Annotated in this window: 21 protein-coding genes; 4 read left to right on the top strand and 17 right to left on the bottom strand. The window is 45.1% G+C overall.

All coding sequences use genetic code 11. The features are described 5' to 3' along the window. Nucleotides 1-135: 135 nt before the first annotated feature. Nucleotides 136-507 (bottom strand): response regulator, encoded by a 372-nt coding sequence (locus tag V7077_RS14445; RefSeq protein WP_335502835.1) that lies wholly within the window; start codon nucleotides 505-507, stop codon nucleotides 136-138. Between the two features lie 150 nt (nucleotides 508-657). Here V7077_RS14445 and V7077_RS14440 point away from each other — a divergent pair, with 150 nt between their 5' ends. Then, the gene (locus V7077_RS14440) at nucleotides 658-1,188 is read left to right on the top strand and encodes a DUF2529 domain-containing protein (RefSeq protein WP_335502832.1); all 531 of its coding nucleotides are present in this window, start codon (nucleotides 658-660) and stop codon (nucleotides 1,186-1,188) included. A gap of 206 nt (nucleotides 1,189-1,394) precedes the next feature. Here V7077_RS14440 and V7077_RS14435 read toward each other — a convergent pair whose 3' ends face one another. From V7077_RS14435 to V7077_RS14390, 10 genes are all read right to left on the bottom strand, one after another. Then, the gene (locus V7077_RS14435) at nucleotides 1,395-2,990 is read right to left on the bottom strand and encodes a CTP synthase (protein ID WP_335502829.1); all 1,596 of its coding nucleotides are present in this window, start codon (nucleotides 2,988-2,990) and stop codon (nucleotides 1,395-1,397) included. A gap of 324 nt (nucleotides 2,991-3,314) precedes the next feature. Next, entirely contained in the window at nucleotides 3,315-3,902 is a 588-nt protein-coding gene (gene rpoE, locus V7077_RS14430) for a DNA-directed RNA polymerase subunit delta (protein WP_335502826.1), read from the bottom strand. Nucleotides 3,903-4,129: 227 nt separating this feature from the next. Continuing rightward, the gene (locus V7077_RS14425) at nucleotides 4,130-4,303 is read right to left on the bottom strand and encodes a hypothetical protein (RefSeq protein WP_335502823.1); all 174 of its coding nucleotides are present in this window, start codon (nucleotides 4,301-4,303) and stop codon (nucleotides 4,130-4,132) included. Between the two features lie 175 nt (nucleotides 4,304-4,478). Continuing rightward, nucleotides 4,479-7,727, bottom strand: a complete 3,249-nt coding sequence (gene icmF, locus V7077_RS14420; RefSeq protein ID WP_335502820.1) for a fused isobutyryl-CoA mutase/GTPase IcmF — start codon at nucleotides 7,725-7,727, stop codon at nucleotides 4,479-4,481. Between the two features lie 38 nt (nucleotides 7,728-7,765). After that, on the bottom strand, nucleotides 7,766-8,422 hold the full coding sequence (locus tag V7077_RS14415; protein WP_235741615.1) for a TetR/AcrR family transcriptional regulator: 657 nt from the start codon (nucleotides 8,420-8,422) through the stop codon (nucleotides 7,766-7,768). A 64-nt stretch (nucleotides 8,423-8,486) separates the two neighbouring features. Further along, nucleotides 8,487-9,626, bottom strand: a complete 1,140-nt coding sequence (locus V7077_RS14410; RefSeq protein WP_335503071.1) for an acyl-CoA dehydrogenase — start codon at nucleotides 9,624-9,626, stop codon at nucleotides 8,487-8,489. A 125-nt stretch (nucleotides 9,627-9,751) separates the two neighbouring features. After that, entirely contained in the window at nucleotides 9,752-10,882 is a 1,131-nt protein-coding gene (locus tag V7077_RS14405; RefSeq protein WP_335503068.1) for an acyl-CoA dehydrogenase, read from the bottom strand. A gap of 268 nt (nucleotides 10,883-11,150) precedes the next feature. Beyond that, entirely contained in the window at nucleotides 11,151-12,002 is an 852-nt protein-coding gene (locus tag V7077_RS14400; RefSeq protein ID WP_335502815.1) for a 3-hydroxybutyryl-CoA dehydrogenase, read from the bottom strand. A gap of 407 nt (nucleotides 12,003-12,409) precedes the next feature. After that, nucleotides 12,410-13,597, bottom strand: coding sequence for an acetyl-CoA C-acetyltransferase (locus tag V7077_RS14395; RefSeq protein WP_335502812.1), 1,188 nt, complete (start codon nucleotides 13,595-13,597; stop codon nucleotides 12,410-12,412). Between the two features lie 240 nt (nucleotides 13,598-13,837). Next, nucleotides 13,838-15,949 carry a (Fe-S)-binding protein gene (locus V7077_RS14390; RefSeq protein WP_335502809.1) on the bottom strand — a complete coding sequence of 704 codons (2,112 nt, stop codon included), beginning with the start codon at nucleotides 15,947-15,949 and terminating at the stop codon, nucleotides 13,838-13,840. Nucleotides 15,950-16,135: 186 nt separating this feature from the next. Between V7077_RS14390 and cls the strand changes: the two genes are divergently transcribed. Then, nucleotides 16,136-17,338, top strand: coding sequence for a cardiolipin synthase (cls, locus tag V7077_RS14385; RefSeq protein ID WP_335502805.1), 1,203 nt, complete (start codon nucleotides 16,136-16,138; stop codon nucleotides 17,336-17,338). 15 nt (nucleotides 17,339-17,353) lie between these two features. Continuing rightward, entirely contained in the window at nucleotides 17,354-18,310 is a 957-nt protein-coding gene (uvsE, locus tag V7077_RS14380) for a UV DNA damage repair endonuclease UvsE (RefSeq protein ID WP_335503066.1), read from the top strand. Between the two features lie 31 nt (nucleotides 18,311-18,341). Here uvsE and V7077_RS14375 read toward each other — a convergent pair whose 3' ends face one another. The 5 genes from V7077_RS14375 to speE all read right to left on the bottom strand — a co-directional run bounded on the left by V7077_RS14375 (nucleotide 18,342) and on the right by speE (nucleotide 22,930). Beyond that, nucleotides 18,342-18,521 (bottom strand): H-type small acid-soluble spore protein, encoded by a 180-nt coding sequence (locus tag V7077_RS14375; protein WP_215045444.1) that lies wholly within the window; start codon nucleotides 18,519-18,521, stop codon nucleotides 18,342-18,344. Between the two features lie 138 nt (nucleotides 18,522-18,659). Then, entirely contained in the window at nucleotides 18,660-20,330 is a 1,671-nt protein-coding gene (gene argS / locus V7077_RS14370) for an arginine--tRNA ligase (protein ID WP_335502800.1), read from the bottom strand. Beyond that, the gene (locus V7077_RS14365) at nucleotides 20,327-20,761 is read right to left on the bottom strand and encodes a DUF1934 domain-containing protein (protein WP_335502797.1); all 435 of its coding nucleotides are present in this window, start codon (nucleotides 20,759-20,761) and stop codon (nucleotides 20,327-20,329) included. Before V7077_RS14365 ends, argS begins: the two co-directional genes overlap by 4 nt. A 282-nt stretch (nucleotides 20,762-21,043) precedes the next feature. Further along, nucleotides 21,044-21,916 carry an agmatinase gene (speB, locus tag V7077_RS14360; RefSeq protein WP_335502794.1) on the bottom strand — a complete coding sequence of 291 codons (873 nt, stop codon included), beginning with the start codon at nucleotides 21,914-21,916 and terminating at the stop codon, nucleotides 21,044-21,046. Nucleotides 21,917-22,102: 186 nt separating this feature from the next. Continuing rightward, the gene (gene speE, locus V7077_RS14355) at nucleotides 22,103-22,930 is read right to left on the bottom strand and encodes a spermidine synthase (protein WP_335502792.1); all 828 of its coding nucleotides are present in this window, start codon (nucleotides 22,928-22,930) and stop codon (nucleotides 22,103-22,105) included. Between the two features lie 380 nt (nucleotides 22,931-23,310). Between speE and V7077_RS14350 the strand changes: the two genes are divergently transcribed. Next, complete coding sequence (locus tag V7077_RS14350; RefSeq protein WP_335502789.1) at nucleotides 23,311-25,377, top strand: transglycosylase domain-containing protein; 2,067 nt, start codon at nucleotides 23,311-23,313, stop codon at nucleotides 25,375-25,377. Between the two features lie 192 nt (nucleotides 25,378-25,569). Here the strand turns inward: V7077_RS14350 and V7077_RS14345 are convergent, their stop codons facing one another. Continuing rightward, nucleotides 25,570-26,082: a YwhD family protein gene (locus V7077_RS14345; protein ID WP_335502786.1), complete on the bottom strand. Its 513-nt coding sequence runs from the start codon at nucleotides 26,080-26,082 to the stop codon at nucleotides 25,570-25,572.

Here is a 26,082-nt window from a genome sequence, read left to right as displayed (position 1 = left end):
AGTTCATATGTATCATATCAAAAGAAATGAGGAAATGCCATTATTCGAGTGCTTTTTTTGAAACTGTCACAATGAAAGCGTACCCATTGAAAGTTGTCTATTTTGGGGCTTTACTTTTTAAATAAATACCATTATTTAGTTTGTTTTTTGCGGAATATGTTTGCGGACAGCCGCACGGATATCATCAATATCGAATGGCTTTGCAAAATGGGTTAGAGCACCAAGGTCTTTGGCTTCTTGAATCATATCCAATTCGCCATAGGCGGTCATGATGATGACGCGAATCTCTGGATCGATAACTTTCATTCGTTTTAAGATTTCAATACCGTCCATACCGGGAATTTTCATGTCCAAGAGAACAAGATCCGGATGATGATTTGTCACGATCTCAAGTGCCTGGACTCCATTTGCAGCTTGAAATGTTTGGTATCCTTCTTTTTGAAACACTTCATTTAGCAAGATGCGAATGCCAAATTGATCGTCGACAATTAAAATTTTCTCTTTCATAAACGCCACCTCTTTCTTAGCTTTCTCTTTTACTTGTTATATTTCTACCTTGAGAAATAAATATCCTGCTTAAAGTTTTGTTATTTTACAATTGTTTTTGGGTTACGCCCAAAAAAAGTTTATAATGGATGGCGTAAAAGGAGGGTTAACATGTTAAAAATGTTTACTACCCAATTAACGGGTGTTTTTAAAAAATTAGCAGAAAAAGAGGAATTTTCATTTGAGGATGGCGCCCGCCTGCTCGCCCAGGCCCCTGCAGGTGACGGTTCCATCTATCTCTATGGCACGAAGGAAATGAAGGCAGTGGAATTTGAAGCAGTAGAAGGAGCCGAGCCGTTACAGGCGGCCAAGGTGTTAACCGAAACTGAGATGGACGGGCTAAGTGACGCTGACCGTGTCCTGCTGTTTTCCAGGTTTTCTACTGATGAGCAGGCACTTGAACTCGCCCAGCTGCTCCGCAAAAAGATGATCCCTTTTGTGGCAGTTTCTACAGTGATTGAGCCCTCTGATCAGGATTTATCCCAATTAGCCGATGTCCATATCGATTTGCGATTAACAAAAGGACTGCTTCCCGATGAGATCGGAAATCGTTTTGGTTATCCATCCGCAATGGCGGCATTGTTTATCTATCACGGCTTAAAATTTACGATTGATGAGATTTTAGCAGAATATGAGGAGTAAAATAGGGCCTTGGCGGGCCCTATTTTTTTGATTGGCTGAGATTTGGGGATGAATGGCTCACTTTTAGAGGTGATTGGCCATTTTTTCAGCAGCATTGGCTGGCTTAAGCGAACCATTAGTTCTTTTTTCAGCAATATTGGCTGTTTTTCCTTTTTATAGAAAAATAAAGACCAGTCCGCAAACACGGAACTGGCCAGTAAAACAAATTATTTTTGAATAGAAGCCTTAATAAAGTCACGGAATAACGGCTGTGGACGAGTAGGTCTTGATACGAATTCCGGATGGAATTGTGATGCGACAAACCATGGGTGGTCTTTCAACTCGATGATCTCCACTAAACGGCCGTCAGGGCTAGTCCCTGAGAACACAAATCCTTTTGCTTCCATCTCTTGACGATAGAAATTGTTAAACTCATAACGGTGACGATGACGCTCATATACCACTTCATCCTCATATGCTTCAAACGCCTTTGTACCTTCCGCAAGACGGCATGGATATAGACCTAAACGCAATGTGCCGCCTAAATCCTCTACATCCTTCTGCTCAGGAAGAAGGTCGATAATTGGATGCTTTGTTTCCGGCACAAATTCTGCAGAATGTGCATCACCATAACCCAATACATTGCGGGCAAATTCAATCGTAGCCAGCTGCATACCTAAGCAAATACCAAGGAATGGCTTTTTCTGCTCACGGGCATAACGGGTCGCTTCAATCTTCCCTTCAATGCCCCGGTCGCCAAATCCGCCAGGCACAAGCACGCCATCGACATCTTTAAGGAGTTCAGCAACATTTTCACGGGTAACATCTTCGGAATTAATCCACTTGATTTCTACATCTGTATCAAATGCATAACCGGCATGTTTCATCGCTTCGACAACTGAAATGTAGGCATCCTGAAGTTCTACATACTTACCAACAAGACCAATACGGACTTTACCGGATAGGTTTAGAACACGGTCAACAAGTGCAGTCCACTCGGTCATTTCTGCTGGCTGCGTACCTAATTCTAAGTGATCACAAACGATTTGATCCATGTTTTGCTCTTGCAGGGCAAGCGGAATGGAATAAAGGGTATCCGCATCACGGCACTCGATCACCGCTTTGGCATCAATATCACAGAACAAGGCCAGTTTATCCTTCATATCTTGAGAAACTGGATATTCTGTTCTGACGACAATAATATTTGGCTGTATTCCTAGGCTGCGCAGTTCCTTTACGCTATGCTGGGTGGGTTTCGTCTTCATTTCACCAGCCGCTTTTATGTAAGGAATCAGCGTACAGTGAATGTACATTACATTTTTGCTGCCAATATCACTTTTAATTTGGCGAATCGCTTCAAGGAATGGCAGTGATTCGATATCTCCAACAGTACCGCCAATTTCGGTAATAACAACATCAGCATTTGTTTCTTTTCCTGCCCGGAAGCAGCGCTCTTTGATTTCATTCGTGATGTGAGGAATAACCTGTACGGTTGCCCCTAAGTAGTCCCCGCGGCGCTCTTTTCTTAAAACCGTTGAATAGATTTTTCCTGTTGTTACGTTTGAGTACTTGTTTAGATTAATGTCAATAAAACGCTCATAGTGGCCAAGGTCCAAATCGGTTTCCGCACCATCATCGGTAACGAATACTTCACCATGCTGGTAAGGACTCATGGTCCCTGGGTCCACGTTAATGTACGGATCGAATTTCTGGATTGTTACATTTAAACCTCGATTTTTCAATAAACGCCCTAGCGAAGCAGCGGTAATCCCTTTTCCAAGTGATGATACTACACCACCCGTAACAAAAATATACTTTGTCATAAATAGTCCTCCTCTATTACAGTTTGTACATTATTCAGGTTGTTTAAGGATATTTTTTTAAAATTATTTCCCTATTGCTCCAAAAACGAAAAAACCCCTAATCTGGGAGTTTTTTTAGAAAAGCAAAGGTGCCATGGCACTCTCCAGCTTCGCTTAAAAATAAAAAGCGCTCCACTCGCAGCATTGCGAGGGGAGCGCATATTCGTTATATTCATTCGTCCTTTTAAAAGGAGCCCAAAAAAGATAATACAGGGGCTAGAATAAAAAGTCAAGCTGTTTCATTCATTCCCAATAAGAGATAAACGGCAGAATTCAATGTCAAACTTACAGGTCTTCGTCTTCTTCCACTTCGTCAAACTCTTCATCTTCTTCATCAAGTTCTTCATCGAGAACTTCGTCTTCATCAAGCTCAAATTCATCTTCATCATCTTCATCAAGGACATCGTCGTCATCATCAAATTCATCGACGTCATCCAGATCATCATCCAAATCGTCGTCATCATCAAGAAGATCGTCATCATCATCGGCAAAGTCATCCAGATCATCATAATCTTCTTCATCAATTTCATCGAAGTCCTCAAGCTCTTCTTCGTCGACAACCTTCTTCGCCTTTTTCTTCTTCGGTTTAACGGCTGTGATTACCTCTTCTTCAGCCGTATCGACTGGATACCAGAAGCGTAATCCCCAGCGGTTTTCTCCTAAGGAGAGGAAACGGCCGTCGATGTTGATGTCCGTATAAAATTGTGCCAGGCGTGTCCGAATTTCTTCGTCCGATATTCCAGCTGCGGCTTTAATCTCGCTCACTAAATCGTGAAAAGAGATGGGCTGCTTGCTATTTTTTAAATATTCATAAGCCATTTCCATGAGGGAAAACTCTTGCAATTCCTCTTTTGAGTATTGTGCTAAACTCACTATTGGCACTTCCTTTCTCTATTTAACACTCATAACTTTCCGAGTGGTCCGGGACAGTTAGGATTCTATGTATGAAAAATGAATTGAATTTTGATAACTGTCTAGCTTCCGTGCGGGTGATACACTTTCCACACTTCTAATTTTTGCATATTCTTCATTATAAACAAATTCTTGGTGTTTATGCTAGTGTAAGTAGATAGTTTGTCTTGAATTTTTGCAGGGATTAATTATTCCCCCTTCTGAGATTTTTCCCTTTTAAGCTTTTTCATCTCTTTAATGGAAACATATAGAAAGAGGATGGCCAAAAGCAGGAACGAAACTGCACCCAGCTGCCGTTGATATAAATAGTCTAATGGCCAGGCGAAAATGATTAAAATAATGATTATGTGACGACCCTTCATCTGGACACCTACCTGTAAACACATAGAAGTGAAATGCTAAGATTGATTATATAAGATACTTGATTAATTTGATATCGATAACAACAAAATATTTTACCACAAAAATAGACAATCCGCGAAAAGCACCATGTGAAACCTTCACATGGTGCCTGTCACCGTTAATACTGTTTAAGTGTTACATATTCCGTCTATACTGTCCTCCAACCTCATACAAGGCTTTCGTGATCTGCCCGAGGCTGGCGACTTTGACGGTTTCCATCAATTCGGCGAAGATGTTGCCATTGTTGACTGCCGCAGCCTTCAAGCGAGTTAAGGCAGCTGCTGTTTCGCTCGAATGGGCTTCCTGGAAGTCCCGCAAATTTTGAATCTGCAATTCCTTCTCCTCTTTCGTAGCACGGGCCAATTCCATATTATTGACCTCTTCCTCAGATGGCGGATTCGGATTTACATACGTATTGACGCCAATAATCGGCAATTCTCCGGTATGCTTCTTCATTTCATAATACATCGATTCGTCCTGAATCTTGCCACGCTGATACTGGGTCTCCATTGAACCGAGCACCCCGCCGCGGTCATTCAAACGGTCAAACTCCTGAAGTACCGCCTCTTCCACTAAATCGGTCAGCTCTTCGACAATAAACGAACCTTGAAGGGGGTTCTCATTCTTTGTTAACCCATGCTCCTTCGTAATAATCATCTGAATCGCCATCGCCCGCCGCACCGATTCTTCGGTCGGCGTTGTGATAGCCTCATCATAGGCATTGGTATGAAGGGAATTACAGTTATCCTGGAGCGCCATTAACGCTTGCAGGGTCGTGCGGATATCATTAAAGTCGATTTCCTGGGCATGCAGCGACCGCCCTGAGGTCTGGACATGATACTTCAGCTTTTGACTGCGCTCATTCGCCCCATATTTATCACGCATCACCGTCGCCCAAATCCTCCGCGCCACCCGGCCGATTACCGTATACTCTGGATCCAGGCCATTCGAGAAAAAGAACGACAGGTTCGGCGCAAAATCATCAATCTTCATGCCGCGGCTCAGATAATATTCCACATACGTAAAGCCATTCGAGAGCGTAAACGCGAGCTGGGAAATCGGATTGGCACCGGCTTCGGCAATGTGATAACCGCTAATCGACACAGAATAATAATTGCGAACTTGGTGGTCAATGAAATACTGCTGAATATCGCCCATCATCCGCAAGGCAAACTCTGTTGAAAAAATACACGTATTCTGTCCTTGGTCTTCTTTTAAAATATCAGCTTGAACAGTCCCGCGTACAGTACGCAGTGTGTAGGCACGAACTCCAGCAAACTCTTCCACCGTCAGCGTCCGGCCAAGCTCTGCTTCCTTCGCCTGCACCTGCTGATCAATGGCCGTATTCATAAACATAGCTAAAATAATCGGAGCCGGTCCATTAATCGTCATCGAGACCGATGTTGACGGGTGACATAAATCAAAACCGGCATACAGCTTTTTCATATCATCCAACGTACAAACACTGACCCCGCTTTCGCCAACTTTCCCGAAAATATCGGGACGATAATCCGGGTCTTCTCCGTACAACGTAACTGAATCAAAGGCGGTACTTAAACGCTTTGCCGCATCATCCTTTGATAAGTAGTGAAAACGGCGGTTCGTCCGGTCCGGTGTTCCTTCACCAGCGAACTGGCGCTTCGGATCCTCACCCTCGCGTTTAAAAGGAAACACTCCAGCCGTATAAGGGAAGGAACCTGGAACATTTTCGCGGTACACCCAGCGCAAAATCTCACCATAATCTTTATATTTAGGCAGAACCACCTTTGGAATATCAAGGCCTGATAAACTTTTCGATTTTAAAACGGTGATAATCTCTTTATCCCTTATGCGCGTAACAAATTTTTCACCGGCATATGCTGACTTTGTCTGTTCCCATGACGCCAAGATTTTTCGCGATTCCGCTGTCAGCTGCGCCTCTGTTTCCTGCTTCACTGCCTCTAAAACCGCCGCCACTTCCGGCTGATCCTGAACTGCCTCAATGGCACCTTCAAGCTGAAATAATTTCCGGGCAATATTGGCCTGGGCTCCGGCCTTGCGATGATATCCGCGCACCGTCTCGGTTATCTCACGTAAATAATAGCGCCGGTCTGTCGGAATAATCACATTTTGCTTTTCAACGACCGCACCCTTACTAAACGACGTCATCCACTCGGTGCCTGCCTTTTCATTAATCACCTCGATTAACGCCGCAAACAACGCATTTGTCCCCTGGTCATTAAACTGGCTGGCGATCGTACCGTATACCGGCATTTCGTCCAGATCTTTTTCGAACAGCATATGGTTGCGCTGGTACTGCTTTTGCACCTGGCGTTTTGCATCCTCTGAGCCCTTGCGTTCAAATTTATTAATGACAATCAAATCGGCAAAGTCGAGCATATCAATCTTTTCCAGCTGTGATGGTGCTCCAAATTCGCTCGTCATCACATACACCGACACATCACAGATCTCGGTAATTTCCGCATCACCCTGACCAATGCCGCTCGTTTCCACAATTACTAGGTCAAAGCCTGCCGCCTTGGTAACAGTCACAGCATCTTTTATTGCCAGCGATAATTCATTTTTGGAAGATCGTGTCGCGAGACTGCGCATGTACACATTCGGAGAGAAAATAGCATTCATCCGGATCCGGTCGCCAAGCAGCGCTCCGCCTGTTTTTTGTTTGGTTGGGTCGACAGAAAGAATTGCGACCTTTTTATCCGGGAATTCATTGATAAAGCGACGAATTAACTCATCGGTTAACGAACTTTTTCCAGCTCCCCCCGTTCCGGTTATCCCGACAACAGGAATCCCCTTTTCAAGTGACTTCACCTGTTCGAGCACCTGTTCAGCTGCAGCCGCAGCCTCGTTCTTTTTATCAACATGAAGCTCTGCTATCGTAATCAACTTGGCAATCGCATTCACATCACCTGCCGGCAGCTTAGCAATCTGCTCGTTAACCTCGGAAGTGACTGTTGAAAAATCACATTCCTCGATCATCCGATCAATCATCCCCTGCAGACCAAGCGTGCGCCCGTCCTCCGGTGAAAACAGCCGGGCAATTCCATAAGCGTGCAGCTCATCCATTTCACGCGGGATAATTACCCCGCCGCCGCCGCCATAAATTCGGATATGCGGGGCGCCTTTTTCTTTTAACAAGTCATACATATATTTAAAATATTCAACGTGCCCGCCTTGGTACGACGATATCGCTATTCCTTGGACATCCTCCTGGATTGCGGCGTTCACAACCTCCTCGACCGAGCGGTTGTGGCCAAGGTGGATGACCTCCGCCCCACTCGCCTGCAGAATCCGTCTCATAATATTAATGGAGGCATCATGACCGTCAAACAGGCTTGACGCCGTCACAAAGCGGATATGATGCCGTGGCTGATATTTCCCCATCGTGCTCCCCCTTTTGGAAAAATGACCTAATCGTGTAATTACCCCTTCTCCGGAACTGTAACTGCCCCCGAGACCCCGCCTTGAATGCCCGATAATAAGACCTCTGTCTGCATCGCAATATATTCCTCGAGCGTAAACAGCTTTCTTAAGGCCCAGCGGCGAAATCCCCACATTTGTCCCTGCACAAAAATATTGTGGGCAACAAGTTCGATTTGTTTTTTCGATAACCGAAGTTCTCCGTTTTCAACACAACGGGTCAACAGCTCCTCAAACATCGCGACCATTTCCATTTCCTTTTTCAGGACATATGGCAGGGCATCCTTGGAAAGTGATTTCACTTCCTGGTACATGACTAGCACCTCGGCCTGCATTTCATCCATGACCTGGAAAAAGTCAGCAATTCCGTGCTTCAAGCTTTCCAATGTCCCTTTTTCCACAGCCAAATCCTGTTGAAGCCGTTCACTTACGTGGTCATAAATGCTGTCACAGACCAGGTATAGGACGTCCTCTTTTGTGCGAATGTATTCGTACAATGTGCCGATGCTGAAGCCAGCTGCTTTGGCGATTTCCCTTGTCGTTGTCCGGTGAAACCCCTTTTGTTTAAAAAGTGATACAGCCCCTTTGATCATTTGATCACGCCTTTTTTGGACAAGGCGCTCATCCTTTACAGAGGCTTGAACTTCTCTTTTTTTCATCCTAGGTACCGCCTTTTTCTAGCACCAACGCCAAGGGGGCTCGAACCCCTGTTGGCATGGCTGTTTATTTTGTGATCATTCTCGAAATCACGAGACGTTGAATTTCTTGTGTTCCTTCATAAATCTGTGTGATTTTCGCATCGCGCATAAACCGTTCAACCGGATAATCTTTTGTATAGCCATACCCGCCAAAAACTTGAACGGCTTCCGTTGTCACCTTCATCGCCGTGTCTCCTGCAAACAGTTTGGACATTGCCGATTCTTTACCGTACGGTAAGCCATTGGACTCGAGCCATGCTGCTTGATAGGTTAGTAGTCTTGCGGCTTCAATATTGGTAGCCATATCCGCCAGCTTAAAGGAGATACCTTGATTGGCGACAATCGGCTTGCCAAATTGATGGCGTTCGCGTGCATAGTCGACGGCTGCATCAAGGGCGCCTTGGGCAATGCCGACTGCCTGGGCAGCGATGCCGTTCCGGCCGCCATCGAGCGTCATCATCGCGATTTTAAAGCCATCACCTTCTTCACCAAGCCGGTTTTTTACTGGAACCTTGCAATCTTCAAAAATAATTTCGGTTGTGGGCGAGGAACGAATACCAAGTTTCTTTTCTTTTTTGCCAACCGAGAAGCCCAGGAAATCGCTTTCGACAATAAACGCTGTCGTTCCTTTTTGTTTACTTGTTGGGTCGGTTAAGGCGAAGACCACATAAATGTCGGCCTCACCGCCATTGGTAATAAAGATTTTTGAGCCATTTAAGATATAATGGTCCCCTTCTAAACGGGCGGTCGTTCTCATCCCGCCCGCATCCGAACCGCTGCCAGGCTCTGTTAACCCATAAGCACCGATTTTACTTCCTTCTGCCATTGGGCGCAGGTAGGTTTGTTTTTGCTCTTCATTTCCGAATTTGTAAATCGGCCAGCCGGCCAGCGAGGTGTGGGCAGACAAGAGGACGCCTGTTGAAGCATCCACGCGGGAAAGCTCTTCAACCGCGATACAATAAGCAAGAAAGTCGCTGCCAATGCCGCCGTACTCTTCCGGCCAGGGAATTCCCGTTAACCCCAGTTCCGCCATTTTGTCAAAAATTTCACGATCAAAGCGTTCTTCCTCATCACGTTCTGCCGCTGTCGGCGCGACCTCGTTGCGGGCAAAATCCCGAACCATTTTTCGAATCATTTCATGCTCTTCCGATAATTTAAATTGCATTTTGAGTGCCTCCTCTGCCCATCCGGGGCCCATTCTTTGGATTTATTAACAAAAATTATTGAGATATAACAAAAAGTGCGGACATATAGACAAATTTATAAATTTAATAACATTTCATAACCAAATCATAGATGCTTACTAATCACAATCCTTTGAATCTCGCTCGTGCCCTCATAAATCTCCGTCACCTTGGCATCACGGAAAAAACGCTCAACCGGATAATCCTCCGTATAACCGTAGCCGCCTAATACCTGAATCGCTTCTGTTGCCACTTCCACTGCTGTCCTAGTGGTAAACAGTTTTGCCATCGACGCCTCCAACGTGCACTTCAATCCTTTACTCCGCAATTCAGCAGCCCGATAGACTAATAGTTTCGCCGCCTCGACACTTGTCGCCATATCGGCCAGTTTAAAGGCAATCCCCTGCTGTGCCGCAATTGGTTTGCCAAATTGATGGCGCGTTTTCGCGTAGGCTGTTGCTGCTTCAAAAGCCGCTTCTGCTATTCCCAGTGCCTGGGTCGCGATGCCAATTCGGCCGACATCGAGGTTTGCCATTGCGATTCGAAAGCCTTCGCCTTCTTGGCCAAGCATGTTTGCCACGGGAACATGCAAATCCTCAAAGGTTAGCTGCACCGTTCTTGAGCCGTGCAGCCCCATTTTTTTCTCATCCTTGCCGACGATAAAACCAGGGGTATTTTTTTCAACAATAAAAGCGGCAATCCCTTTTGTTCCAAGGGCTGGGTCCGTAGTTGCAAACACTATATACACATCAGCCTCGCCGCCGTTCGTGATAAACACCTTGGAGCCATTCAATACGTAATGGTCTCCTTTTTTCACCGCCCGCGTTTTTAAACTGGCCGCATCTGATCCTGAACTTGGTTCGGTTAAGCAAAAGGCCCCTAGGTACTCGCCCGATGCCAGCTTGGGTATATACTTTTGCTTTTGTTCCTCCGTTCCAAAGTACAAAATTGGGTTCGTACAGACGGAGGTGTGGACAGACAGGATTACGCCAACTGTCGCGCTTACTTTTGACAGCTCATGAATCGCAATAATATACGAGGTAAAGTCCATCTCCGCCCCGCCATACTTCTCTGGAACGGGAATCCCCATCAGACCGAGCTCCCCCATTTTGCGAAGAATGTCCCGGGGAAATTCCCCTTTTTCCATTTTTTCAATAAAGGGTGTGATTTCCTTCTGAGCAAAATCACGAACCATTTTCCGCATCATTTCTTGCTCTTCTGTAAATGTCAGGTTCATCATATGTCTCCCCTTTCTGAGGATGAATAGTTCTGATGCTGTGTGCCAGGGGAATCTTCGGTTATGTAATGACGGCGTAATCCACCTGGTTTATTTAATTGTCCGGCTTCAGCGCCTGTTCGAGGCGCTTCCGCTTTTCTATTTTCTAGCTCCAGCTCCTAGGGGCTCGGGGTCTTAAGCCAATCCATCAAGAAGGCTAAAAAACAGCCTTCCTCGCTGGCTCGTCTTAAGCCTGTCGCCCCTGTTAAGGCGCTTCCGCTTTTCTATCTTATTCGTAGTTGTAAAAACCGCGCCCTGATTTCTTACCGAGCCAGCCGGCTTTCACATATTTACGCAAAAGCGGACACGGACGATACTTATCATCGCCAAAACCTTCATGGAGAGTTTCCATAATGTATAAGCATGTATCCAAGCCAATAAAATCCGCCAGCGTGAGAGGTCCCATTGGATGATTCATGCCAAGCTTCATCACTTCATCAATGGCTTCTTTGGTGGCAACGCCCTCGTAAAGCGTATAAATAGCTTCATTAATCATTGGCATCAGGATGCGATTCGAGACAAAGCCAGGAAAATCGTTTACCTCAACTGGTACTTTGCCCAATGTTTTCGTCATATCTTCAATCACTTGATAGACTTCATCGGCTGTTGCAAGCCCACGGATTATTTCGACGAGTTTCATTACGGGAACTGGATTCATAAAGTGCATGCCGATTACCTTTTCTGGACGATTGGTGGCAGCGGCAATTTCTGTGATAGGCAATGATGAGGTATTACTAGCTAGGATGGTATGGGCTGGAGCGATTTTGTCTAGCTGCGAAAAGATGTTTGTTTTGATTTCCATATTTTCAACTGCGGCTTCAATGACTAGATCGATGCTACTGGCATCATTGAGATCGGTTGATGAGGTTAGTCTGGTGACTACTTCTTGCTTTTGTTCCTCGGTGATTCGACCTTTATCGACGTTGCGGGTGAGATTTTTCTGGATGATTCCTAACCCCCGCTCCACGAATTCAGGTTTTAAGTCGTTCAGTACCACTTCGTATCCGGCTTGGGCACAGACCTGGGCAATTCCGGAGCCCATTTGACCCGCGCCGATTACCATAATCTTTGAAACGTTCATGTTTTTCCCTCCAACTCTCTTTTTAAAAAGTTCTCTGTAAAAGCGGCGGGGTCCGCCTACTTGCATGTTGAAAGGCGGTATCCGCAAATGGCTTCCGGCTATCCGCAAGTCAGCTTCCCTTGTGCAAGTTAAACCTGCTTATTCGCAAGCAAAAGCAGGTATCCGCAAATGATTTCTGGCTATTCGCAAGTCAGCTTCCCTTGCGCGAATTAAACCTGCTTATCCGCAAGTCAAAAGCAGGTATCCGCAAATGATTTCTGGCTATTCGCAAGTCAGCTTCCCTTGCGCGAATTAAACCTGCTTATCCGCAAGTAAGAGGCCGGTATCGGCCAATAAAACAACCTTATCCGCAAATAACGGCCTCCCAACCGCAAATTAGATTCGCCGCGCCGCCTCAATCCAACAACCTACGCTTTTGGTACCTCAATCATCACCGCATCGCCCTGGCCGCCGCCTGAGCAAATGGCAGCAATCCCGACACCTCCGCCGCGGCGCTTTAATTCATGCATCAAGGTAATAATAATCCGGGCCCCACTTGCACCAATCGGATGACCAAGCGCCACCGCGCCGCCATTAACATTGACCCTTTCCATATCAAGACCAGCAATTTTTCCGCTTGCTAAAGCAACCGCTGCAAAAGCCTCATTTATCTCAAATAAATCAATCTCATCCAAGCTACGGCCAGTTTTTCTTAACAGTTCATTAATCACCAAACCCGGGGTCTGCGGAAAATCTTTTGCTTCGACCGCAATCGCTGCATGGCCAAGAATGACAGCCCTCACCTGGCGGCCCTCACGCTCAGCCCGCTCTTCACTCATTAACACAAGCGCAGCTGCGCCATCATTCACGCCCGGCGCGTTCCCGGCTGTAATTGTGCCGGTTGAATTAAACACCGGGGCTAATTTGGACAAGCGCTCCAACGACGTATCCTTACGAGGCCCCTCATCAGCAGAAACCACCACCGGTTCCCCTTTACGCTGCGGTACCTCAACCGATACAATCTCCTCTGCCAATTTTCCGCTCTCGATCGCAGCAATTGCTTTAACATGGCTTCGAAGCGCCCATTCGTCCTGAGCTTCACGTGACAGATCCATCTCCGCAGCAGTACTATTCCCATAAGTGCCCATATGGACCCCAGTAAAGCTGCAGGTCAAGCCGTCATGGATCATTAAGTCCTTAACCGTTGAGTCGCCCATGCGGAAGCCCCATCTTGCCTTTGGTAAAACATATGGCGCGTTGCTCATCGATTCCATTCCGCCAGCGACAATAACCTCTTCATCGCCTGCACGGATGATTTGGTCTGCCAACGTCACACTGCGCATTCCTGAAGCACAAACCTTGTTAATCGTCTCCGTCTTGACTTCCCATGGCAGTCCAGCGTGAACAGCTGCCTGCCGCGATGGAATTTGCCCCTGCCCGCCTTGTAAAACCGTTCCAAGAATGACCTCCCCTACTTCCTCCGGCTTCACCCCTGAACGAATCAACGCTTCCTTCACGGCAATCCCGCCTAGCTGTGACGCAGTAAAGCTGCTTAAATTTCCCCCTAACTTTCCAAAAGGTGTGCGGACACCGCTTAAAATCACCGTTCTACCCATACTAATCTCTCCCTTTTTTCATTTTTCTACTGTTCTCCCTTTGCCTGCGGCGACTGAACGCTCGCTCGAAATGAATCAAAAAATATAACGCAAGTACGGAAACAAGGATCCCAGCTCATGCGTAATGTAAGCGTTTTATTGTATATCTCTATTTTACATAAAAAAGAGCAAGAGTTGAAATGTTTTACACAAAATTTTTAAAATTTTGATTTGTAAAAATTCAAGCTCTTGCTCTGTGATTTATGAAGCGGCTGCTTGCTCATTACCACAAATTGTTTTTTCAAGCAGCTCGGCCACATCATAGGTTGCGACCTTTTCTTCCACTTCTTTAGCCTTCGTTCCATCGGAAAGCATCGTTAAGCAGTACGGGCATCCCGAGCTGATTACGGATGGATTGACGGCTAGCGCCTGCTCAGTCCGGCTGACGTTTATGCGGTGGCCGGTTTCTTCCTCCATCCACATCAAACCGCCGCCTGCTCCGCAGCACATACCTTTTTCACGGTTGCGTTCCATTTCGACCAGCTGCACTCCAGGAATCGATTTTAAAATCTCCCGCGGCGGATCGTAGACGTCATTGTAGCGTCCGAGGTAACAGGAATCATGGAACGTAATCTTTTCATTAACCGCATGCTTTGGAACAAGCCTGCCGTCTCGGACCAGCTGATAAAGGACTTCCGTATGGTGGAATACTTCTGCTTCTAATCCGAAATCAGGATATTCATTTTTAAAAATATTATAGGCATGCGGGTCAATCGTAACGATTTTCTTGACCTCTGCCTTCTCAAACTCCTCAATGTTCTTGGCCGCAAGCTCTTGGAATAAGAACTCATTTCCTAAACGGCGCGGTGTATCACCAGAGTTCTTTTCCTTATTGCCAAGGATGGCAAACTTCACGCCTGCTTCGTTCAAGAGCTTGGCAAACGATAAGGCAATTTTTTGACTGCGGTTATCATATGAGCCCATTGAGCCGACCCAGAATAGGTATTCAAATTCCTCGCCGGCCTTATTCATTTCCTTCACAGTTGGAATATGGACGTCCTCGCGTGCCTCACGCCAGTTCTCCCGCTCTTTACGGTTTAAGCCCCACGGGTTGCCTTGACGTTCAATATTGGTCATCGCGCGCTGGGCATCTGCATCCATCTTTCCTTCTGTCAAAACTAAGTAACGGCGCAGGTCGATAATTTTATCAACATGTTCATTCATAACTGGACATTGGTCCTCACAGTTGCGGCAGGTTGTACACGCCCAAATCTCCTCTTCGGTAATCACATCACCAATCAAACTTGGGCTGTAAAGAGCGGCAGCCGCCGTTTCCTGTGCACCCTGCCCCTGTGCCGCAAGTGCAATCTGATTTCCTTTTGAATTGGCAAACGCAAACGTCGGCACCCATGGCTGCTTAGAGGTCACAGACGCACCATGAAAGGTAAGGTGGTCGCGCATTTTGACGATTAAATCCATTGGTGACAGCATTTTTCCCGTTCCAGTGGCCGGACACATATTGGTACAGCGGCCGCATTCGACGCAGGCATAAAAATCGATCATTTGGTGCTGGGTAAAGTCTTCAATTTTTCCAACGCCGAACGACTCTTGTGATTCATCTTCAAAATCAACTTTTTTCAATTTACCCGGTTTATCCAAACGGTTAAAGTAGACGTTGGCCGGACCGGCAATTAAGTGGGCATGCTTGGACTGCGGCACGTATACTAAGAAGGTTAACAAGAATAATAAATGAGCCCACCATGCTATGTAAAAAACTACAATGGAGGCGGTTTCATTAATTCCTGAAAAAATAACAGAAATAACTGAAGCAATCGGCTCTGTCCATGATGGATCTTCCCCATGCCAGATAAGGCCCATACCATTCCCCAGTAAAACAGATACCATTAATCCGCCAATGAATAACAGAACCAGACCTGATTTGAAATTGCGCTTTAAGCGGACTAATTTTTCAACATAGCGGCGATGAAAAGCCCACACTACCGCAACGAGAATCATTAATGTGACAATCTCTTGGAAAAAGGTAAATCCTGCATACAATGGACCCAGCGGCAGATGTGAGCCAGGTACAAGCCCTTTCCAAATAAAATCAATGGCGCCAAATTGGACTAAAATAAAGCCATAAAAGAACATGACGTGAATGGCACCACTTTTTTTATCTTTTAAGAGTTTCTTTTGGCCAAACACATTGACCCAAATTTTTTGCAGCCGTTCTTTGACATTGTTATCAAACTCAACTTTCTTCCCCAGTTTGATAAATTCAATCCTTGTTCTGACCACATAAACAAACAGACTGATTGCGTAAGCGGTTACAGCGAGAAACGCAATGAGATTGACCCATAAAAGACCATTCAAGTAAAACGCCCCTTTCTTTGATTCTCCCCGATTGTTCATAGAAAATAGTAAATTTTCTGAATTGTATCTATCTCTATTATAAAAATGAATGAGCATTCAGTCAAATTATTTTTATAAAATTGCCCAACTTATAGAAAAGTACGTACTTGGGGAAACTAACTGAACCGAATGGGGGAAGGATTTCCAATGAAATTTGTAGTCATTTTGTGTGGACTGCTTGTTCTTTTCATTATATGGCTTGTCTTAGATTTTAGCTTAGGCCGAAAGAAGCATCTTCTGATTGCAAATAAAGTGGAGACCGGCATCCTCCACAGCGAGTTTGAGATTTTTACACATGGCAAGGATTTTTTCCGGAGTTATTTTTCTGAGATTCAAAAGGCCCAAAAACATCTCCATATTTTGTATTATATTATAAAGAATGACAGCTTGGGACAGGAATTTTTCACGATTTTAAAAGAAAAAGCGCAAGAAGGTGTCGAGGTCCGCTTGCTTATTGACCGGCTTGGCAGTTTAACGATTAAGAAAAAAGAGGTGAAGGACCTTAAGGCCGCCGGCATCGAGGTCGCGTTTAGCAATCGGGTCAAACTCCCTTTCCTTTTTTACTCAGCCCAAGTTCGAAACCACCGGAAAATATCGATTATTGACGGAAAGGTCGGCTATATGGGGGGCTTTAATATTGGCAAAGAATATATTGATGAAGATCCAAAGCTCAGCCCTTGGCGGGATTACCAGTTAAAGCTAACAGGTGAGGGTGTTCATTTTTTGCAGAGTGCGTTTTTGCTGGATTGGAACGAGTATGCGGGTGAAAAGGTTCACCACGATCCACGGCTTTTCCCTCCAGTGTCCAAAGGCAGCATCCGGCATCAATTAAACCCCACCGAAGCGGGGATTTTGGAGGGAATTTTTATTGACCTGATCAAGAAGGCCGATCAATCGATTATCATTGGAACCCCCTATTTTATTCCAAGCACGGCCATTTTCAAGGAATTACTCGCAGCGCGGCGGCGCGGCGTCCATATTACGCTCATTGTCCCCTATACCTCTGATCATATCCTTGTCCAAGAGGCATCTTACCGTTTTTTACGAAGGCTTTTAAAGGCAGGTGCCCAGGTTTATCAATACCAAAATGGTTTTTATCATGCAAAAACAATCCTGATTGATGATAAAATTTGTGATATTGGAACTGCTAATTTCGATCGGCGCAGTTTATTTTTAAATAAAGAAATAAATTGCTATATCTATGATCCAGCCTTTATCAAGCGATTGAAAAGGGTTATCGATCAGGACATCCTTGATTCTAAAAAGCTGTCGCTAACTGTCCTAAATAAACCAAATCTATGGCGGTCGGTAAAAGAAACGGTAGCTGGGGCTGTTTGCTACTTTTTATAAGGGGAAGTGTTGATGATTAAAATTCGGTTTGGCTATGTTTCACATGCAATCAGTTTATGGGATGCCTCCCCGGCGAAGGCACTGACATTTACCCGCTATCAGCAGCTTAGCGCCTCGGAGCGCAAGGAAAAGCTGCTCGAGGTGACGAGGTTAAATCTCAATCATACCTTAAGGATGCTTTACTACAATCTGGCGCACGAAATCGAATTGTACCGTTTCTCGAGTTCGATTGTCCCCTTGGCGACACATCCGGAGGTGCGCTGGGATTTTACTACTCCTTTTTTAAAAGAATGGCAGGAAATTGGCGACTTAGTAAAACGGCATCATTTGCGAGTCAGCTTTCATCCGAATCAATTTACCTTGTTTACTTCTCCAAAAAAGACGATTACCGAAAATGCTGTCGTCGATATGACTTATCATTATCAGATGTTTGAAGCAATGGGGATTGCTGATAAAGGGCTGATTAATATCCATATTGGCGGGGCCTATGGAGATAAGACCGCCGCACTGTCGCGGTTTTATGAAAACCTGACCAGTTTGCCTAGTCACATTAAAAAGGTCATGACCTTAGAAAACGATGATAAGACTTATACGGCTGAAGAAACCCTAAAGGTGTGTGAGCAAGAAGAGATACGGTTAGTGTTTGATTATCATCATCATATGGCCAATCTTAGTGAAACCCCACTAGAGGAGCTGCTGCCGCAAATTTTTGCGACCTGGTCTAAGGGTGAAGTGGTGCCGAAAGTTCATATTTCTTCTCCAAAAAATGAAAAGGAATTCCGCTCCCATGCTGATTTGGTCGACCCGGAATTTATTATCCCGTTTGTTAATTTACTGCGTGAACTCGGGCAGGATGTCGATTTTATGATTGAGGCCAAAGCAAAGGATCAGGCGGCCTTAAAATTGGTCGAGGATTTAAGTAAATTGCGGGGATTTAAGCGGATAAGCGGGGCCAGTATTGAAATAAAATGAAAGAGTCTCCGTTTACGCTGGAGACTCTTTTCTATTCCTCGATTAGATTGAGAACGGGAACATCCTGTTCATTCTCCGGATCCTTCCGGGTATAGATCCGCGCCATTTTGGTGGTTTCGTCAACATGTTGAATGATTACGGGGGTGCCATCATAGGTCACATTTATCATATCCGCTGATTCAAGTATTTCTTTTGCTCTTCCAATATTCATTTGTACGGTTCACTCCTACTCAATTTCTATCTTTACTATCTGCATTTTTTTGGAACATATTCATTTAAAAAATAAAAATTCCCCATAAATAAAAGCCTCACGGATTCTTTTTCAAACCGTGAGGCTTTCATTTAAATTTTACATTTTTTCTGGAGCTGAAACGCCAATTAAAGCGAGTGCATTTTTAAGTGTGATTTGCACGGATTTTACCAAGGCAAGGCGTGCTTTCGTGCGGTCTAGATTATCGCTATCAAGCACCTTGTCCGCATTATAAAAACTATGGAACGCTGAGGCTAATTCCAAGATATAATTTGTGATGCGGTGCGGCACACGCTTCTGTGCAGCCTCACCAACAGCCGCCGGAAACTCGCCAATTTTCTTTAATAGGTCAATTTCTTTTTCAGAGCCGAGGAACGAAAAATCAGCATCTGCATCAACGTGAATACCCTGATCTTCGCCTGAACGGAGGATACTAGAAATTCGGGCATGAGCATATTGTGCATAGTAAACTGGGTTTTCATTGGATTCCGAGACGGCTAAATCCAAGTCAAAATCCATATGAGTGTCTGAACTGCGCATCGCAAAGAAATAACGCGTCGCATCGAGGCCGACCTCATCAACCAAATCCCGCATCGTTACGGCTTTTCCGGTCCGCTTACTCATCTTCATCTTTTCACCGTTTTTATAAAGGTGCACTAACTGAATGATTTCAACCTCGAGCGCCTCGCGGTCATATCCGAGGGCCTGAATGGCTGCCTTCATCCGTGGAATATAACCATGGTGGTCAGCACCCCAAATATTGATTAGCTTTTCAAATCCACGCTCTAGCTTGTCCTTGTGGTAAGCAATATCTGGTGTTAAATACGTATAAGAGCCGTCCTGTTTAATAAGAACGCGGTCCTTATCATCGCCAAAATCAGTTGAACGCAGCCAGGTTGCCCCGTCCTGCTCAAAGATATAGCCTGTTTTACGAAGTGCGGCAAGCGCCTCATCGATTTTGCCATTTTTATAAAGGGACGTTTCTGAGTACCACACATCAAAGCCAACGCGGAAATCTTCAAGGTCTTTCTTCAGCTTGGCCATTTCATAATTCAACCCATACTCACGGAAAAATTCAAAACGCTCTTCATCCGTAACATTCACATACTTATCGCCGAACTCTTCTGCTAAGGTTTTACCGATTCCGATAATATCAGCGCCATGATAGCCATCCTCCGGCATATCTTTCTCAAGGCCAAGTGCTTGGAAATAGCGTGCTTCTACCGATAAAGCTAGATTATTAATCTGGTTGCCGGCATCATTAATATAGTATTCACGGGAAACATCATAGCCTGCTTTGGCAAGGATATTGGAAAGCGAGTCGCCAACGGCCGCACCGCGTGCATGCCCAAGGTGCAGGTCCCCGGTTGGGTTCGCTGAAACAAACTCAACTTGGATTTTTTGACGGTTGCCTGTTGTCGTTTCGCCGTAGTGATCCCCAGCTTGTAGAACGGTCGGAATTAAGTCTGTTAAATAAGCATTGTTCATGTAAAAGTTAATAAAGCCTGGACCCGCCAGTTCAATTTTTTCGATTGAGGCCTTTGTGCGGTCAAAATTGGCAACCAAGGCTTCCGCAATCATCCGCGGTGCCTTTTTTGCGACGCGCGCAAGCTGCATCGCCATGTTGGTTGAATAATCACCGTGAGCCTTTTCCTTTGGAGTCTCGAGAATGACATCGGGAATCTGCTCTTCTGAAGCTAGGCCTGCCTTCAGCACGGCTGCTTTGATTTCTTCTTTTAGTTTTGTTTGTACCTGTTCTACTATATTCATCTTTCTTCCTCCTGAAAGGTTATCTCCATATGGTATGTACCGGCAGGTGAGCCCTGCATCGTGAAATCATAAAGAATATCAATCAGACCCTTTGAGTGTTCGAGCCTTCTTGTCATTGTCATTGTTTCAAATACCCCAAACGGCATCTCATAGCTGCCTCTTAATTTCTTATGTAACTTGAATGGCAGGCGCATCTTCACGGCCCCGCCTCGGAGGATCAGCGCCTCATCTGGCGTAACCTTTACAATCGTCCGGACCGTACCTTCTTCAAGAACTTCCTCGTATTTAAGAAACGAAGCCCCGTCTTTTTCAAAATAGCGGCCAAATACCTGCAGCTCAATGGTCTCTGAGCCTTCTTGCTGATGAATGGTCGTTTTCACATTAATCTTCATGGGAGTCTCTGTAGTAGACAAACTTGCCAAATGTAACACTTCCTCTATTTAAAAGGAATTTATCATCCTCTTTAGATCGTTCACTAGTATCATAATTGACCTAAGTGCATTAAAGCATACTTTTTCTATTATAAACTTAGATCACCAACAAATCAAAAAATGCCTGCCCCGCACCGGGACAGGCACCCATTTCTTTCATGGTGTCATCATGGTGACAGGCACCATTACCTTATAAAACACTGTGCCAATACAACAATCGGTGACAGGCACCGTTACGTAACGAAGCACTGTGGCTATACTACTAATGGTGACAGGCACTGTTTATTTTACCCAGCCTAGGATCATTTCGCGGATTAGTTTGCTGGCGGTGTTGGCTGTTTGTTCTGATGGGTCATAGATTGGCGCCACTTCAACAAGGTCACCGCCGACTACGTTAACTTCGGAACGGGCAATTGCATGGATAGAGGCGAGCAGCTCTTTTGATGTGATGCCGCCTGCATCAACCGTTCCTGTACCAGGTGCATGTGCAGGATCAAGTACATCAATATCGATAGTGACATATACTGGACGTCCTGCTAGAGTTGGCAGGATTTCTTTTAATGGCTCCAGCACTTCAAATTTAGATATATGCATGCCGTTCTCTTTTGCCCACTGTAACTCTTCCTTCATGCCGGAACGGATTCCAAATGAGTAAACATTTTTTGGTCCGATGTGTTCGGCAATTTTACGGATTGGGGTGGAGTGTGATAATGGCTCACCCTCGTATTCCTCGCGCAAGTCCGTGTGGGCATCAAAATGGATAATTGCTAAATCCGGATACTTTTTATACATAGCCTTCATAACCGGCCATGAAACAAGGTGCTCACCGCCCATGCCAAGCGGGAACTTGCCAGCTTCTAAAATCTGGTCAACAAATTCTTCAATCATATCAAGGCTGCGCTGTGCATTTCCAAATGGAAGTGGAATGTCACCAGCATCAAAATATTTTACTTCTTCCAGCTCACGGTCAAGGTAAAAGCTATACTCTTCAAGACCAATCGATACCTCACGAATACGGGCTGGGCCGAAACGTGACCCTGGGCGATAGCTCACTGTCCAATCCATTGGCATTCCATATAATACAACCTGACTATCTTCAAAATTCGGGTGGCTCTTAATAAAAACATTACCCGAGTAGGCCTCATCAAAACGCATTTTATTATCCCTCTCTTTTATGTATTACCAGCCACAAACATTTTTGTGACTGTTTTGTTTGTATTATGAACCCAAAAGGGCGCAATTTTTCTTTTTTGTGACCGTCACTTCACTTTTCATACCCTCAAGGGGCAGAAAAAGTCACTTTTTTGACCGCACAGCCCCGGGGGTTTGGGCACAATCCTGCTACTTCAATAAATCGCCAACAAACTTTGGCAAAACAAATGCGGCTTTATGCAGTTCTTTTGTATAATATTTGGTCTCAATCTCATGGAAGCGCTCTTCGCTAACCTCCAGCGGATCATATTTTTTCGAACCAATTGTAAACGCCCATAAGCCGCTTGGGTATGTTGGAATATTGGCCACATACAGACGTGTAATCGGGAAAATTTCTCTAACATCGCGTTGAACATCTCGTATTAACTCCGCTTTAAACCAGGGGTTGTCCGACTGCGCCACGAAGATGCCATCTTCTTTTAATGCTTTAGAAATCCCCGCATAAAAACCTTTTGTAAACAAGTTCACCGCAGGACCCACTGGTTCGGTTGAATCTACCATTATCACGTCATACTCATTGTCACTTTTGGCAATATGCATAAACCCGTCGTCGACACGGACATCGACACGCGGATCATCAAGCTTGCCGGCAATTTCAGGTAGAAATTTTTTAGAGTACTCGATTACCTTTCCATCAATATCCACCAAGGTAGCCTTCTTCACACTTGGGTGCTTTAGTACTTCACGAATCACACCACCGTCGCCGCCGCCTACCACTAGTACGTTTTCCGGGTTTGGATGGGTAAATAATGGTACGTGTGCCACCATTTCATGGTAAACAAATTCGTCACGGACCGATGTCATCACCATGTCGTCTAACAACAGCATGTTGCCCCACTCTTCCGTTTCAATCATATCTAGCTTTTGAAATTCGGTTTGCTCTGTATGTAAGGTTTGGTTGACTTTCATGGTAATCCCAAAGTTTTTAGTCTGCTTTTCTGTAAACCAAATTGACATGCCCAACTTCCTTCCATTTCGCATATAGTCAAGCGGCTGCACGAACTTAGAGCACGATCGTTTCCGCTCTTCTTTTTGTCCAGCTCCAGCGCCTAGGGGCTCTGGGTCATAAGCCAATCCGTCAAGAAGGCTCGCCTTATGCCTGTCGCCCCTGGTCAAGGCGCTTCCGCTTTTCTTTTATGCTACCCAACCTATTGAATTACAAACATAAGAAAAAGTCTAGTAAAATTTAAAGAATTTTTCCATGAATGTTTAAAATGACTCTATTTTTTCAATACTATTACTATCTAATTTTTGAAAGTGTCAATCTTAGGAAAATCGAGCTGCAATGCTTAGGGCTGACCAAAGCACTGCCGCTCTAATTAGAGAGGGTGAAAACAATGGAAATCATGACTGATCAGGGGTTTCGAAAGACAATCAAATACCTAAGGGCGTTTATCATCATCAGTTTGATCGGCGTGATTTGTATGCTCATCCTCTTTGCCGGTGTTCTTGGCTATGCAAAAATACTTGGGGCTCCCCCGCTGGCTGTCCCGCAATCGACGTTATTTTTTGCAGATAATGGAACTTTAATCGGGGAAAGCAACAGCGGCCAAAAACGCTACTGGGTCGGAATGAAGGATATATCGCCAGATCTAGTCAATGCGACCGTCTCCGTTGAGGATAAGAACTTCTACCATCATCACGGTTTTGATTTTAAACGAATTGCCGGTGCTGTCGTCGCCGACGTTCAAGCCTTTGCTAAAGTGCAGGGGGCAAGCACCATCACGCAGCAATATGCCCGAAATCTATTTCTTGAGCACGATAAAACCTGGAAGCGAAAATTGACTGAGGCGTTCTATACAATTCGCCTTGAGATGAACTATTCCAAAAAAGATATTCTCGAAGGCTATTTAAATACAATTTATTATGGCAACGGTGCCTATGGTGTGGAAGCGGCCAGTCAATATTATTTTGGAAAAAAAGCTTCTGAATTAACCCTTGCCGAGGCCAGCATGCTTGCAGGCATTCCGAAGGGCCCGGGTATCTACTCGCCGCTCGCCAATATAGGGAAAGCTAAAACCCGTCAGGCAATTATTTTAAAAACCATGGTGGAAAACGGCTATATTACCAAAAAGGCTGCGCAGGCAGCCGCGGCTGCCCCGCTTAGATTAGAAGGCGTCCACACCACCCATAAAGTGAAAGTGGCCCCTTATTTTCAGGATGCTGTCCGGAATGCACTCAAAAACCAGCTTCATTTAGATGACCGCACGATCGCCTTAGGCGGGTTAAAGGTCTATACAACCCTAAATTTAAAGCAGCAAGAAGCGGCTGAAACCCAAATCAAAAAATATGTGGCCAGCTCATCCGACATTCAAGTCGGTCTTGTCGCCATGGATCCGAAAACGGGCGATGTCAAAGCTATGGTCGGCGGCCGGGATTATGAAAAAAGTCCGTTTAACCGCGCTGTCCAAGCTATCCGGCAGCCAGGCTCAACGATTAAGCCACTGTTGTATTATGCCGCCCTTGAGCATGGCTTTACCCCATCATCAACGATGCGGAGTGAGTATACGACGTTTCATTTTGATGATGGCCAGCCAGATTATACTCCGCATAACTTCAATAATAAATATGCAAATGGAGAAATCACGCTTGCCCAAGCGATTGCTGTATCTGACAATATTTTTGCCGTCAAAACCCATTTATTTTTAGGCGAAGATACGTTAATTGAAGAAGCGAAAAAATTTGGTTTGTCTACAAAGATGACAGAGGTCCCGTCACTTGCCTTAGGAACCTCAGGAGTCCGCATGATTGATATGGCCAATGCTTATAGCATGTTTGCAAACGGAGGGCATCGCGTTCACCCAGAGCTAATTACACGAGTGGAAGACTATAATGGGAATGTCATTTTTGAAAAAGAAGATCATCATGAAAGAGTATTAAATGCCGCACGGGCGTACGTCATGACACAAATGTTAACAGGGGTATTCGATTCGAAGTTAAACGGCTATGCCAAGGTGACCGGAAGCACGGTTAGCAAAGATATCACTCGACCCTACGCCGGAAAGTCCGGTTCAACGGAAACGGACAGCTGGATGATTGGCTACTCACCGCAGCTGGTTACAGCGGTGTGGGCAGGTTATGATGTCGGAAAACCGATTGAAATGGTTGCGGAAAAAACGTACGCAAAAAAGATTTGGGCTCATTTTATGGAAGATGCCTTAAAAGGAAAACCAGTTAAGGCGTTTAAACCGCCAAAAGAGGGTGTAATTGGCCTATATGTTAATCCGGAAAACGGAAAACTAGCGACAAAGGATTGCCCTGTCCGCCGGTTCACTTACTTTGTCAAAGGCACTGAGCCAACGGAATATTGCACCGATCATTTAAAGAATGCTCATCCTGCTTCTAAAAAGAAAGTGGAGGAAAAACAGGTTCCTTGGTATAAGAAAATTATGCCATGGGATTAAAAGCCGTTTAGCGCCGAACTCAAGTTGCTCGTACTTGAGTCCCATTTCATATGCAGCCTAAATAAATCGAAAAGCTCCGGATTGCTCCGGAGCTTTTCTTGTCCTAGTTTTACAGTGTGTTCACACTGAATATAGTTTACCTCATTTTTCAAAAAAAGGACAAGAATTAAACTTGTTTATTTTTCTAAAAAATTATTCAGCTAACAGTCCTTTTTTCAGTTCTTCCGTAGAATTCTCCCATAACACCTCGTTGTGTGCACGTAGAAAATCAGCCAATACTTTTTTAGAAGAATCATCCATCACATCAACGATGATATGGCGCTTAAGTGATTTATCCATGCGGTTGACATGCTCCGGCAATGATTTGTAGCCGCGGCGGATCTCACGATCCACAGTCATATAGCAGGCCGTCACACCGGCATAATAAGGGCCTTCCTCATTGCGGTCGATCGTCACCCACACCAGCCAATACGGCTTTCCGTTTGGCACTTCTTCTTTATTTGGTAAAAATTTAATTCCTTTTTCCACGGCACTGCGGGCATGCATGGCGCCGATATCAATCTCGGCCTCGCCCGCCTCAATATCAATAAACACTGGTGATACATTATCAAGGCTCAAAGCCCCTTTTCCGAATCCTTTATGACCGGCCATCGGATCCGTCTTTTTAATAATATTAAAACCAAGTTTTTTCTTGTTTTCTTCCAT

This window comes from Neobacillus vireti, assembly GCF_036962465.1.
GTDB lineage: Bacteria > Bacillota > Bacilli > Bacillales > Cytobacillaceae > Neobacillus > Neobacillus vireti_B.
Note: the sequence above shows the minus strand (reverse complement) of the source record. Positions and strands in the feature narration are given on the sequence as shown.

Coding starts and splice junctions, on each gene's coding strand:
- icmF (WP_335502820.1), bottom strand. CDS start 7,727: ATGGGGAAATATCAGCCACGGCATCATATCCGCTTTGTGACGGCGTCA.
- V7077_RS14435 (WP_335502829.1), bottom strand. CDS start 2,990: ATGACAAAGTATATTTTTGTTACGGGTGGTGTAGTATCATCACTTGGA.
- V7077_RS14350 (WP_335502789.1), top strand. CDS start 23,311: ATGGAAATCATGACTGATCAGGGGTTTCGAAAGACAATCAAATACCTA.
- V7077_RS14395 (WP_335502812.1), bottom strand. CDS start 13,597: ATGGGTAGAACGGTGATTTTAAGCGGTGTCCGCACACCTTTTGGAAAG.
- argS (WP_335502800.1), bottom strand. CDS start 20,330: ATGAATATAGTAGAACAGGTACAAACAAAACTAAAAGAAGAAATCAAA.
- V7077_RS14405 (WP_335503068.1), bottom strand. CDS start 10,882: ATGAACCTGACATTTACAGAAGAGCAAGAAATGATGCGGAAAATGGTT.
- V7077_RS14375 (WP_215045444.1), bottom strand. CDS start 18,521: ATGAATATTGGAAGAGCAAAAGAAATACTTGAATCAGCGGATATGATA.
- V7077_RS14445 (WP_335502835.1), bottom strand. CDS start 507: ATGAAAGAGAAAATTTTAATTGTCGACGATCAATTTGGCATTCGCATC.
- speB (WP_335502794.1), bottom strand. CDS start 21,916: ATGCGTTTTGATGAGGCCTACTCGGGTAATGTTTTTATTAAGAGCCAC.
- V7077_RS14400 (WP_335502815.1), bottom strand. CDS start 12,002: ATGAACGTTTCAAAGATTATGGTAATCGGCGCGGGTCAAATGGGCTCC.
- V7077_RS14410 (WP_335503071.1), bottom strand. CDS start 9,626: ATGCAATTTAAATTATCGGAAGAGCATGAAATGATTCGAAAAATGGTT.
- V7077_RS14415 (WP_235741615.1), bottom strand. CDS start 8,422: ATGAAAAAAAGAGAAGTTCAAGCCTCTGTAAAGGATGAGCGCCTTGTC.
- V7077_RS14425 (WP_335502823.1), bottom strand. CDS start 4,303: ATGAAGGGTCGTCACATAATCATTATTTTAATCATTTTCGCCTGGCCA.
- V7077_RS14345 (WP_335502786.1), bottom strand. CDS start 26,082: ATGGAAGAAAACAAGAAAAAACTTGGTTTTAATATTATTAAAAAGACG.
- cls (WP_335502805.1), top strand. CDS start 16,136: ATGAAATTTGTAGTCATTTTGTGTGGACTGCTTGTTCTTTTCATTATA.
- speE (WP_335502792.1), bottom strand. CDS start 22,930: ATGTCAATTTGGTTTACAGAAAAGCAGACTAAAAACTTTGGGATTACC.
- V7077_RS14440 (WP_335502832.1), top strand. CDS start 658: ATGTTAAAAATGTTTACTACCCAATTAACGGGTGTTTTTAAAAAATTA.